This is a genomic window from Flavobacterium phragmitis, from assembly GCF_900112575.1.
Lineage (GTDB): Bacteria > Bacteroidota > Bacteroidia > Flavobacteriales > Flavobacteriaceae > Flavobacterium > Flavobacterium phragmitis.
The window spans coordinates 153,246-166,438 of record NZ_FOMH01000010.1 but is presented as its reverse complement, the minus strand read 5'-3'; the positions used below and the strand labels follow the sequence as shown (position 1 = coordinate 166,438).

The window sequence follows — 13,193 nt, the reverse complement described above, 5'->3', positions numbered from 1 at the left end:
CTCGTAGTGGAACGGAGAGATATAGCCGAGAGCGGGAACTTTGTTTGTTAAAATGCCAATTGTGATGCTTCAAAATATTTTTAGCCACGAATTACACGAATTTTCACAAATTTTAATTTTAGATTTTCGCATAAATGCTCAAAATATAGCCCGTGGTTTCAACCACGGGAAACGTTACGGGTGAGCTCAATCATATATTGCGCCCCCGTGGTTGAAACCACGGGTTATGTTTGAAATGGAAAACGTTTAGAAAATAAAAATTCGTGAAAATTCGTGTAATTGCTTCGCCTGTTCGCTATCGCTCGGGTTGTGGCAAACAAAAAAACAAAACCCCTGAATATAAATTCAAGGGTTTGTTAGTAGTTATGTTGTTTATCGGAAAAGATTAAATAAAATGCAAGGAAAAAAACTTAGTATCTTAGAACCTTAGCATCTTAGAATCTTTAAAAAAATTATAGACTCGGTAAATCTCCTTTTCCTTTAGTAGGCAAGTTTGTAGATCCCATAAGGAATAAATCTACCTCTCTTGCTGCTTCGCGACCTTCTGAAATAGCCCACACGATTAATGATTGTCCTCTTCTCATATCACCTGCGGTGAAGATATGAGGAACGTTTGTCTGATAGTTATGCGCTTTATAGTTGTTTCTCGCGTCAATTTCGATTCCTAACTGTTCGCTTAACGTTTTCTCAGGACCTGTAAATCCAAGAGCCAATAAAGCTAAATCGCAAGGCCAGATTTTTTCAGAACCTTCTTTTTCGATTAATTCTGGACGCTGACCTGGAGTCATTTTCCATTGCACTTCAACTGTTTTTAATCCAGTTAATTCGCCTTTTTCGTTAGAAATGAATTCTTTAGTGTTGATCAACCAGTTTCTGTCGCAGCCTTCTTCGTGAGAAGAAGATGTTTTTAACTGCAACGGCCAGAAAGGCCAAGGAGTTGACTCGCTTCTTCCAACTGGAGGTTTTGGTAAAATCTCAAAGTTAGTTACTGATTTTGCTCCGTGCCTGTTAGAAGTTCCGATACAGTCAGAACCTGTATCTCCACCACCAATAACGATTACATCTTTTCCAGTTGCTTTTACTTGATCTGGAATAGATTCTCCGTATAAAACTTTAGTTTGCTGTGTTAAGAAATCCATTGCCTGAACAACGCCTTTGCTTTCGATTCCTTTAGTTGGCAAGCTTCTTCTTTCAGTTGCTCCTCCGCATAAAACGATAGAATCGAATGCATTTAATTCTTCAACGCTGAAGTTAACGCCAACATTTACGTTAGTTTTGAAAGTGATTCCTTCTGCTTCTAGAATCGCAACACGACGATCGATGATTCCTTTTTCTAATTTGAAATTTGGAATTCCGTAACGTAATAAACCTCCAATTGCGTTGTCTCTTTCAAAAACAGTTACAGTATGACCCGCTCTGTTTAATTGTTGAGCCGCAGCAAGACCAGCTGGTCCTGAACCAATAACAGCAACTGTTTTACCAGTTCTTGTTTTTGGTGGCTGAGGTTTGATCCATCCTTCTGCGAAACCTCTTTCTACGATGCTTTTCTCGATGTTTTCGATAGAAACTGGATCTTTGATGATTCCTAATACACATGATTTCTCACATGGGGCAGGGCATAAGCGTCCTGTAAATTCAGGGAAGTTGTTAGTAGATTGTAAAATCTCCAACGCGCTCTGCCATTCTTCCTGATGCACCATGTCGTTGAAGTCAGGAATTAAATTTCCTAACGGACAACCACTGTGGCAAAAAGGAATTCCACAGTCCATACATCTTGATCCTTGTTCTTTTAATTTATCTTTTGGTACCGGAATAGTAAATTCGTTGTAGTTCGAAACACGTTCTGCTACTGCTAAATTACTTTCATCGGCTCTGTTATATTCTTTAAATCCGCCTATTTTACCCATGACTTTTTAAATTAAATTCCAATTTCTTTAAGTTCCAAATTCCAATCCTTCGACTCCGCTCAGGAAGACATTACCATTGATATTGCCATTGGAATTTGGAATTTTATTTTTTGAAATTGATTTTTATCCCGCTATTAATTCTTCTATTTGTTTTTCTTCTGCAATTCGTTTTAATGCTTTTTTGTAATCAGTTGGCATTACTTTTACGAAGTGCTGTTGTTGATTTTCCCAGTCTGCTAAAATTCTTTTTGCTAATGGACTGCTGGTGTACAACGAATGGTTTTTGATCAGTTTTCTTAGTTTCGTAAGATCTTCTTCTTCCATTGGATCGAATGCAACCATTTCCATGTTGCAAACTGTAGAATCGAATTTCTTGTTTGGATCGTAAACATAAGCCACACCACCGCTCATACCAGCCGCGAAGTTTCTTCCTGTTTTTCCTAAAACTACTACTGTACCACCAGTCATGTACTCGCAACCGTGATCTCCAATTCCTTCTACAACTGCTGTTGCTCCAGAGTTTCTCACACAGAAACGCTCTCCTGCGATACCATTAATATAAGCCTCTCCGGTAATAGCTCCGTAAAGGGCAACGTTTCCAATAATGATGTTGTCTTCAGGTTTAAAAGTTGCAGTAGGAGGTACTTTTACAATTAGTTTTCCTCCAGAAAGACCTTTTCCTAAGTAATCATTACAGTTTCCGTGAATTTTAAATGACAATCCGTTTGTTGCGAATGCACCAAAACTTTGTCCGGCAGAACCTTCAAAATCAACTAAAATAGTGTCATCTGGTAATCCTTGTGCGCCATAAATTTTTGAGATTTCGTTACTCAAAATCGCACCTACAGAACGGTCTGTATTTTTGATTTTGAACGTAACTCTCGTTTTCTCTTTTCTATAGATAGACGGAATAGCTTCTTTGATGATGTCGAAATCCAATACATTTTCAAGAGCGTGATCCTGAGTTGTTGTGTTGTGATTTGGAACCGTTTTTGCTTTTTCCGGTTTGTATAGAATAGTTGATAAGTCTAATCCGTTTGCTTTATAATGTTTGATCGCTTTGTCTACGTTTAATTTTTGAGACTGACCTACCATTTCTTTTAAAGTTCTGAAACCTAACTGCGCCATGATTTCTCTTAACTCTTCAGCAATGAAATACATGAAGTTGATTACGTGCTCTGGAGTTCCTTTGAAATTCTTTCTCAATTCTGGATCCTGAGTTGCAATACCAACTGGACAAGTATTTAAGTGACAAGCTCTCATCATGATACATCCAGAAGCTACAAGCGGAGCCGTAGCAAATCCGAATTCTTCTGCACCTAATAAAGCTGCAATAGCAACGTCACGACCAGTTTTCAACTGTCCGTCACATTCTAAAACTACACGGCTTCTTAAATCGTTTAAGATCAAAGTTTGCTGAGCTTCAGCTAAACCAAGTTCCCATGGAATACCTGTGTGTTGTAAAGATGTTAATGGAGCTGCTCCCGTTCCTCCGTCATAACCTGAAATCAAGATAACGTCAGCTTTTGCTTTGGCAACACCGGCAGCGATGGTTCCAACTCCAACTTCAGAAACCAATTTCACGTTGATACGAGCTTCACGGTTTGCGTTTTTCAAATCGTAAATCAATTGCGATAAATCCTCAATAGAGTAGATATCGTGGTGAGGCGGAGGCGAAATCAAACCTACATAAGGTGTAGAGTTTCTTGTTTCAGCAATCCAAGGCACAACTTTTTCTCCAGGCAACTGTCCACCTTCTCCAGGTTTTGCTCCCTGAGCCATTTTGATTTGGATTTCTCTGGCGTTTGTCAAATAGTTGATCGAAACTCCAAAACGTCCAGACGCAACTTGTTTGATTGCAGAGTTTCTAGAATCTCCGTTAATTTCTTTCTGGAAACGTCTTGGATCTTCTCCACCTTCTCCAGAGTTACTTTTTCCTCCAATTCTGTTCATTGCAATCGCTAAGTTCTCGTGCGCTTCCTGACTGATAGAACCATAAGACATTGCTCCGGTTTTGAATTTCTTAACGATTTCTGTCCAAGGCTCTACTTCGTCAATAGAAATTGGATCTAAATTGTTGAATTCAAATAAACCTCTAATAGTCATTAAGTTTGAGCTTTGCTCGTTTACAGCATTAGCATATTCTTTATAGCTTTCTGGGCTGTTTAAACGAACTGCTTGTTGTAATTTAGAAATCGTAGTTGGGTTAAACATATGTTTTTCACCACCACGTCTCCATCTGTAAATACCTCCAATTTCAAGAGAAAGCAAGTTTGCAATTTTTGAATTTGGAAAAGCTTTTTGGAAACGTTTTTTAACCTCTTTTTCTACTTCCATTAGACCAATTCCTTCAATTCTAGATGGAGTGTAAGGGAAGTATTTAGATGTAAATGTTTTGTTTAAACCTAAAATCTCGAAAATCTGAGCAGCTCTGTACGAATGTAAAGTAGAGATACCAATTTTGTTCATGATTTTCACGATTCCTTTTGCAATCGCTTTGTTGTAGTTTACAACTGCATAATCTGCTTTTACTTTTGTAATGAAACCTTTTTCAACCTGATCGTGAATGATTTCGTTTACCATGTAAGGGTTGATTGCACTTGCACCGTATCCGAACAATAAAGCAAAATGATGAGGTTCGCGTGGTTCTGCAGATTCGATGATGATTCCGAATTTAGAACGAACCTGTAAAATGTTTAAAGAGTGGTGAATGTAAGAACAAGCCAATAACATTGGGATTGGAGCTAATTCTTCGCTTACACCTCTATCTGATAAGATAATGATGTTGCATCCTTCATTAACCGCTTTAAAAGTTGCTTGAACACATTTTTCAAGCGCACGCTCTAAACCGTTAACTCCTTTTTCTATTTTATATAAAGTAGAAATAGTAGCCGATTTGAAATCTGCGTGATCGATATTTCTGATTTTATCCAAATCCTCGTTAGAGATAACTGGATTTTGGATTTTTAATTTTTTACATTGTTTTGATTCGATTTCGAAAATATTAAAATCGCCGCCAATCGCTAAACTGATATCTGTAATGATTTCTTCACGAATACCATCCAACGGCGGGTTAGTAACCTGAGCAAACAATTGTTTGAAGTAGTTGTATAACAATTGTGGCTGATCAGACAATACTGCTAATGGAGTATCGTTACCCATAGAACTGATTGCTTCAGCTCCGTCGCTACCCATTGGATTGATGATTGTTTTTAAATCTTCAATTGTATAACCAAACAAACGCTGTCTTGTCAAGAAATCTAATTTTTCAACAGGAGTAGGGTTGTTGGTGTAAGGAACACTAGCCAATGGCAATAAGTTTTCGTCAACCCATTGCTGGTAAGGACGTTTTGTAACTATTGCTTTCTTAACTTCCTCGTCTTCGATGATACGACCTTCATTCATATCAACCAAGAACATTTTTCCTGGCTCAAGACGACCGTGTTGAACTACATCTTCTGGATCGATGTCTAATACACCAATTTCAGATGACATAATTACGAAGCCACTTTTTGTTAATGTATAACGAGAAGGACGCAATCCGTTTCTGTCTAGTAAAGCACCAATTACGTTACCATCTGTAAACGGAATAGAAGCAGGACCATCCCAAGGCTCCATGATACACGCATTGTACTCATAGAAAGCTCTTTTCTCAGAAGACATTGTTTGGTGTTTTTCCCAAGCTTCAGGAACTACCATCATCATTGCCTCTGGAAGAGAACGTCCAGTCATCAATAAAAGTTCAATTACCATATCCATAGAAGCAGAATCTGATTTTCCTTCTAAGATGATTGGGAATAATTTCTTGATATCATCGCCAAAAACAGCGCTTTGCATAAGCTCTTCACGAGCACGCATACGGCTTACGTTTCCACGAAGTGTGTTGATCTCACCATTATGACACATGTATCTAAACGGTTGAGCTAGATCCCAAGATGGGAATGTATTGGTAGAGAAACGTTGGTGCACAAGCGCAAGACGCGTCACCAAGTCTGGATCTTTCAAATCTATATAATAACGGCTGATGTCTTCCGGCATCAATAGACCTTTATATATTATAGTAGTGGTCGATAAACTAGTAAAATAAAACATGTGGCTTTCTGAGGTTTTAGATCCTCTTACGGCATGTTCAGCAATTTTTCTAGCTGCAAAAAGTTTTGCATTAAATTCTTGTTCAGTTAAATCCTGTCCGTTTTTAGAAACGAAAACTTGTTTAATTGTTGGTTCTTTTTCTGCGGCGATTTCACCTAAATTTTCAACGTCAACTGGCACATCTCTCCAACCTAAAACTTTTAAGTTTTGGTCTTTAATAGTTGCCTCAAATGCATTAATACAAAAAGAAACCTGGTTTTTGCTTTTTGGTAAAAAAACCATTCCTACTGCATACTCACGCGCTTCTGGGATTTCAAAGTCACATACTTTCTTAAAAAAATCATGAGGAATGTCGAATAAAATTCCGGCTCCGTCACCAGTTCTTCCATCAGAACTAACGGCACCACGATGTTCCAATTTAATTAAGATGTCTAATGCTTTGTGAATAATATCATTTGACTTAATACCATTCAAATTACAAATAAATCCTGCACCACAATTGTCGTGTTCAAATTCAGGCAGATAAAGCCCTTGTTCTTTAACTCTCATTCTTGATATTTTTTCTACAAAAATAAAGATTTCGTTAAACATAATGTAGTGAAATTATGCTTTTGCTTTCATTTTTGTTGTAATATTAGAAAATGGGTTCTTAATTATTAATAATATTATAGAAAGCATCCCGAATTGCTAAAAATATAATTACTCTTAAAATATATTAGGAAAAATCGTCGGCAGGCCAATAAATTCAGTGAATTTTTTGTTAAATATCAAACGTTTTGCGTGGTTTGTGTTAACATTAACAAATTGTTCGGTTAACAATTTGTTTGCATTGATAAATTCTCAACGCTTAATACCTATATATAACATTTATTTAATTGAAAAAGATTTTCCTATTAAGTTGTTATTTGTTACTTTTGTCGCACTTTTATTCTGAAATAAATTCAGAACCAGACAAATTCTATATTATGAACATACACGAATATCAAGGAAAAGAAATTTTAGCGAGTTACGGAGTACGCGTACAACGCGGAATTGTGGCTAACAATGCGGTTGAAGCTGTAGCTGCTGCAAAACAATTAACTGCCGAAACTGGTACAGGATGGCATGTAATAAAAGCACAAATTCACGCAGGTGGTCGTGGAAAAGGTGGTGGAGTGAAGCTGGCAAAAAACTTACAACAAGTTGAAGAGTTAGCAGAACAAATCATCGGAATGCAATTGATTACGCCTCAAACTCCGCCAGAAGGTAAAAAAGTAAACAAAGTATTAGTAGCTGAAGATGTTTACTATCCTGGAGAAAGCGAAACTTCTGAATTTTATGTTTCTGTTTTATTGAATAGAGGTACAGGACGCAACATGATTATGTATTCTACTGAAGGTGGTATGGATATCGAAGAAGTTGCTGAACATACTCCACACTTAATCTTTACTGAAGAAATCGATCCTTCTGTAGGATTGCAAGGTTTCCAAGCAAGAAGAATTGCTTTCAATTTAGGTCTTTCTGGAAACGCTTTCAAAGAAATGGTTAAATTCATCGATGCACTTTACAATGCTTACATTGGTTCTGATGCTTCTATGTTTGAAATCAACCCAGTTTTAAAAACTTCTGATAACAAAATCTTAGCTGTTGACGCTAAAGTTAACATTGACGATAACGCTTTATACAGACAACCTAAATATGCTGAAATGAGAGATATCCGTGAGGAGAATCCAATCGAAGTTGAAGCTAAAGAAGTTGGTCTTAACTATGTTGACCTTGACGGTACTGTAGGATGTATGGTAAACGGAGCTGGTCTTGCAATGGCAACTATGGATTTAATCAAATACGCTGGTTTTGAGCCTGCTAACTTCCTTGACGTAGGAGGAACTGCAGATGCAAAACGTGTTGAAACAGCTTTCAGAATTATCTTGAAAGATCCAAACGTAAAAGCTATTTTGATTAACATCTTCGGAGGAATTGTTCGTTGTGACCGTGTTGCTCAAGGTGTTGTTGATGCTTACAAAAATATGGGTGACGCTATTAAAGTGCCAATTATCGTTCGTTTGCAAGGAACAAATGCTGAAATTGCAAAAGAATTAATTGACAACTCTGGTATGCCAATCTTATCTGCAGTTCAATTCCAAGAAGCTGCTGACCAAGTTAAAGCTGCTCTTTCTTAATTAAATAAGAAATCAATTTATATAGAAAAACCATTCCGAAAGGAATGGTTTTTTGTTTTTGTAAAGTTTGCGTATCGTAAAGGCGAACTGCAGTGATTCTCTCCAATAAAAAAAAATATGCTTAAAATTTTCTCTCGCAGATAGAGCAGATTTTTAGTGATAAAGAAAAAGATAAATCTGCTCAATTTGCAAAATCTGCGGGAAACAAAAATCTCAGCAGTTTATAAAAAATATAGCCACAGATTATTAGATTAACACAGATTTTTTTAAAATCATTTTAATCTAATAATCTGTGGCTAAAAAAAACTTTGCGTAATCCTTTGCGTGTTTTGCGGTTAAAAAATATTATTTCAAAACAGTTGCCAAATCCACAATTTCAAATGTAGGATCATGTTCGATAAAGCCTCTAATAATCGCAGCATGACCAGCTCCAACTAAAACCATTATTTTGTTATCTGTGCTTTCGGTTAATTTCTGAATTAAAGAATACATGTATAAGTTTCTTTTGTACCAATTTGCAACTAAAGAAGGTCCTGAAAAATCATCTGGATTTCCAGCTCTGTTTGCTATTTCTAAATACCATTGAAGATTTTCATTTTCGGCTTGTTTTGTATTGTAATATAGCATCATTTCTTGTAATGAGCTTTTTGCTATTTTTTCATTATGATTTTTTTCGAAATTTCCTGTTGTCACTTTATTTTTCTCTATTAAGTCTTTTTGATTTGCTTTTTCCATAGCTATCATTAAGCTATCATATCGAAAAGGAGTATAAAGATTCATTCCGTATAATTTTTTATGATTCAGTTTTTTAGCCGTGCGAATTGCCAGTTGTGTTATTTCGTTTTTGTTGGTTTTAAAAAGACTGTCTGTATTTTTGTTGTACAACTTATCTAAATCGGCTTGTTTGCTAAACTCCCATTCAACAAATATTTTATCCGGGCCAAATTTTTTGATTTTGTCACTCATTATTTCGAGTTCCTTTTGGCTCTTTTCAGATATGATATTGAAATTATTCAGTTTAGCAACATCAAGACCAGGATTGGCGTAATGAAAAGTTCCAACCAATAATATCTGTTTTTTCTTTGTCTGAGCAGAAGTTAAATTTAATGTGATAATAGCGAGTAATAAAATGATTTTTTGCATGAGGTTTGTTTTTAAATTCATGGCAAATGTATCAGCAGATTTAGAGCTTTGTTTTCATTTTTGATGAAACGCAGATTCCATTTGACCAACTATCCAGATTTCACTTTCAAAATGTTCGTGTAAAGTTTTTAGCTGTTTATCATCAAAAAGAGAGGTTTCATATAAATACCATTTTCTTTTAAAGTCATAATCGTATTTTTGAGTTAATTATCAAAAACTATGAAATCAAAGATTCCTTTTTACTATCATATTGTTCTCTTCTTTTTGTTGCTTCTTACTTATATTTTCTGGGATATTGGACTAAATAATAGAGAAGTAAAATTCGTATTGCAATCTATTTATTTAGGAATTACTCCAGCTTATTTATTGAGTGTCTTTATTATCTACATTCTTAATTTTTATCTTTTTTGTAGTTGGTTTTTAAACAAAAAAAAATTACTCTTTTATATTCTCACAATTCCAGTTTCGTTATTGCTTTTTTCTGCTGTTCGTTATTTTTTGGAAGAAGTTGTTTTGTATAGTATCACAGGAATGCACAACTATTATGAAGAAGCAAGGGAAATTACCTATTACATAAAAGACAATTTTTTCTTCGGATTGCCAGCTGTAATTTTAAGCGCATTAACTTTTTTGTTTTGGCAGTTTCAAACCGCACAACATCAAAACCAGGAATTACTTTTGGAGAATAAAAAAGCCGAATTTCAAATGCTGAAAGCGCAGGTTAGCCCACATTTTTTGTTTAATACGCTGAATTCTTTTTATAGTCAGTTGGTTTTAAAAGAAGATGAAATGGCTGATGATATTTTGGTTCTTTCTGATTTGCTTCGATACGTTATCACCGAAACGGATAAAGATGAAGCCATACTTTCAAAAGAAATTCAATTTATTCAAAACTATATTCATTTGCAGAAAAAACGTTTTGAAGATCAGCTGTTTTTAGATTTTATAATTGAAGGTAATTATTCAAACGAAAAACTCATTTCTTCGGCTTTGGTACATTTTGTGGAGAATGTTTTTAAACACGGGAAACTGAATGAGGAAAAGGAAAAAGCTCTTATTTCTATCAAAATATCAAACGGTTTTTTAGAGATTTCAACTTTCAATTATAATGCAAGCGGAGAAAATTATTCCTCTACTGGAATTGGTTTTGAAAACCTTACTAAAAGACTTGATTATATGTACAAAGATCAATTTATTCTTGAAAAAACAGAAGAAAATGATACCTTTAAAACTTACTTAAAAATACCGCTAAAGAAATAATTTATGGCTTTTAAATGTATTATTGTAGATGATGAACCGCCTGCAACCAGAATATTGGAAAACTATATCGGAAAAGTAAATTTTCTTGAAAAGGCTGGAGTTTTTAATGATTCATTAAAAGCATTAGAATTTTTAAACACACAATCTGTTGATGTGATTTTTCTCGATATTCAAATGCCTCAATTGACAGGTTTGCAGCTTTCTAGAATTATTTCGAAAAATATAAAAGTCATTTTTACAACCGCTTATCCAGACTTTGCTTTGGAAGGTTTTGAATTGAATGCAGTCGATTATTTATTGAAGCCGATTTCGTTTGAACGTTTTTATCAAGCGGTTTCAAAATTGAATTCAGATCCTAAAATAGAAATTTCAAATCAGAGCAATCTGCCAGATTTTCTTTTTGTTAAAACAGATGGGAAGAATAAATTTCAGAAAGTGTTTTTAAGCGATATTTTGTATGTAGAAAGTCTCCAGAATTATGTTTGCATTCACACAGAAAAACAACAGATTGTAACACATTCTTCTTTAAAAAATGTAATTGAATCGTTACCGGAAAATGAGTTTATACAGATTCATAAATCGTATGTTGTTTCTTTAAAGCACGTTGAATCGACAGATAATTTTTCGGTATTTATCAATAGAAAAGAACTGCCAATTGGAGCTACTTTTAAAGATGCTTTTTTTGATAAAATAGAGGAGAATAAGATATAGATTTTTTTTACCGCAAAGGGCGCCAGGATTTTTGATCGTTGTAAATGCAAAGTTCGCAAAGCTAAAACAATAAATTTTTTGATTTTTTTTCGATATAGCCCGTGGTTTCAACCACGGGGACGCAATGTATGTCACGTAATGCGTCTCTGGGCATCCCCGCGGTTGAAACCGCGGGCTATATTTGAAAATTAGACCGTAATTAGAATCTTTTTAAAAGGCAAAGTTCGCAAAGCTTTATTCTATATAGCTTTGCGAACTTTGCGTTTGTATTTAGTCTTTTAAGTAAAAAAACTTGCGTTCTTTGCGGTTAAATCCTCAATTATGATTTTTTCTTATTGCCGTTTTTGAAAACCACTTTTTCTACGACAACCGGTTTTCCATTTCCTTTTGGGAATGATTTCTTTTTAGGCTTTCCAGCTGATGAACCTGATTTTGACGGACTTTGATCGCCTCTGTATTTTTCAGAATCTTTTGGTGCAGCTTTGAATTCTGGTCTTTCTTTAGAGGTTTCTCTTTTTGGAATTTCAGCTTTATGCTTTGCTAAAACATCATTAGGGTTTTTAGGATTTTCTTTCGTTCCTCTTAAATGAATCACCAATCCGTTTAGGAAATTGCGTAAAACCTGATCCCCACATTCCATATAATTCGGATGATCTTCTGCTCTAAAAAAAGCGCCTAATTCTGATTTCGAAATTCTAAAATCTACTAATTCTAAAATTTCAACTATTTGGTCATCACGGAGCATCAAAGCCACGCGAAGTTTTTTAAGTATATCGTTATTTGTCATAATTATTGTTTCATGTTTAAAGTTTCAAGTTTTTCAAATTTTTACTTGATCCTAAAACTCATTATTTACTTTTTGCAAAGGTAGTTTTTTAAAATGATTAAAAACGAGAATTAAAATGATTAAAAACGTTTACAAGTTTGTCTAAATCTTCTTTAAGATGATTTGCTGTAATTACAATTCGATTTAAAGGTTCAGCTTCTTTGGTGTATCTGAAACTGGCAATGATGATTTTTTCCGCCTTTAGTTTTTCAACTAATTCATTCGATAAAAGATAAATTAAAGGATAGTTTTTATCAAATAAGATATTGTTGTTTTTGATTAAAATCGAATCAATATAGCTTAAATTGTCTTTCAGTTTTTGATGCTGTATTTTATAAATTTCTTTGGCATCAGAAAGTGTTTGTACAAAAGCAGGGTTCATTCCTGCTGCGCTTGTAAAAGTTTCCAATTCTTTGATTTTACCAATAAATTCAGAATCCGAAGCAATTACGCCACCAGTTAATCCAAAAGCTTTTCCTAATGAAGAAACCATAATTTTTCTTTTAACGGGAAATTCAATTGAAGAATAAATTCCACTGCCATTTTTTCCTGTAATTCCTAGCGAATGCGATTCATCAATTACTAAAGTGATTTCTTTGCTTTTTGAAATTTTTTCTAAAAATGATAAATCGGCAGGTTTTGTTTCAAAAGAACGAACACCGTCAGTTAGAATCGTTATTTTCTCAGGTTTTGAATCTAATAAACGGTCATTTAAATTTCCGTTTAAGAATATTGGGACACTATTTTCAGTTTGGATAGCATTATGTGTATCATTCAAATGAAAAAAACAATCAGTCTGCTTTTTCATTAAATCAATGACCAGTTTTCCAGCCAGCATTCCTGAAGAAACCGTAACAGTCTTTTCTGAACCAATATGAGAAGCCAAAAAGACTTCGCCTGCATCATAAGCCGATAACTGAATATTTGCGGTTCTGGAGCTTCCGTATGTGGTTCCCCAATTCAAAATGTTTTGAATTACTAATTCTTGAAACTCTTTGTTTGTTGGAAGTCCCAAATACGCAGTTCCGCCAAAATACAAATACTGCTCTTGGTTAATTTCTATAACTCGATCTGGAAATTTATCGACTATCATTT

8 protein-coding genes are annotated in these 13,193 nt (G+C 34.8%); 3 read left to right on the top strand and 5 right to left on the bottom strand.

The window, feature by feature from the left end; genetic code table 11:
- Nucleotides 1-452 precede the first annotated feature (452 nt).
- Both BM289_RS17985 and gltB read right to left on the bottom strand, forming a co-directional pair.
- The gene (locus BM289_RS17985; RefSeq protein ID WP_091496117.1) at nt 453-1,907 is read right to left on the bottom strand and encodes a glutamate synthase subunit beta; all 1,455 of its coding nucleotides are present in this window, start codon (nt 1,905-1,907) and stop codon (nt 453-455) included.
- Nucleotides 1,908-2,030: 123 nt separating this feature from the next.
- Nucleotides 2,031-6,548, bottom strand: coding sequence for a glutamate synthase large subunit (gene gltB, locus BM289_RS17980; protein WP_091496115.1), 4,518 nt, complete (start codon nt 6,546-6,548; stop codon nt 2,031-2,033).
- Nucleotides 6,549-6,964: 416 nt separating this feature from the next.
- Between gltB and sucC the strand changes: the two genes are divergently transcribed.
- Entirely contained in the window at nt 6,965-8,158 is a 1,194-nt protein-coding gene (sucC, locus tag BM289_RS17975; protein WP_066035083.1) for an ADP-forming succinate--CoA ligase subunit beta, read from the top strand.
- Nucleotides 8,159-8,503: 345 nt separating this feature from the next.
- Here sucC and BM289_RS17970 read toward each other — a convergent pair whose 3' ends face one another.
- Nucleotides 8,504-9,301 (bottom strand): DUF5694 domain-containing protein, encoded by a 798-nt coding sequence (locus BM289_RS17970; RefSeq protein WP_091496113.1) that lies wholly within the window; start codon nt 9,299-9,301, stop codon nt 8,504-8,506.
- A 219-nt stretch (nt 9,302-9,520) separates the two neighbouring features.
- Between BM289_RS17970 and BM289_RS17965 the strand changes: the two genes are divergently transcribed.
- Together BM289_RS17965 and BM289_RS17960 are read left to right on the top strand one after the other, a co-directional pair.
- Nucleotides 9,521-10,561, top strand: coding sequence for a sensor histidine kinase (locus BM289_RS17965; RefSeq protein ID WP_091496111.1), 1,041 nt, complete (start codon nt 9,521-9,523; stop codon nt 10,559-10,561).
- A gap of 3 nt (nt 10,562-10,564) precedes the next feature.
- Complete coding sequence (locus tag BM289_RS17960) at nt 10,565-11,272, top strand: LytR/AlgR family response regulator transcription factor (protein WP_091496109.1); 708 nt, start codon at nt 10,565-10,567, stop codon at nt 11,270-11,272.
- A 319-nt stretch (nt 11,273-11,591) separates the two neighbouring features.
- On the opposite strand, the gene BM289_RS17955 is transcribed toward BM289_RS17960, so the two are convergent.
- Both BM289_RS17955 and BM289_RS17950 read right to left on the bottom strand, forming a co-directional pair.
- Nucleotides 11,592-12,059, bottom strand: a complete 468-nt coding sequence (locus tag BM289_RS17955) for a DUF1456 family protein (protein WP_091496107.1) — start codon at nt 12,057-12,059, stop codon at nt 11,592-11,594.
- A 97-nt stretch (nt 12,060-12,156) separates the two neighbouring features.
- Nucleotides 12,157-13,191 carry an aminotransferase class I/II-fold pyridoxal phosphate-dependent enzyme gene (locus tag BM289_RS17950; RefSeq protein ID WP_091496105.1) on the bottom strand — a complete coding sequence of 345 codons (1,035 nt, stop codon included), beginning with the start codon at nt 13,189-13,191 and terminating at the stop codon, nt 12,157-12,159.
- Nucleotides 13,192-13,193: the final 2 nt, after the last annotated feature.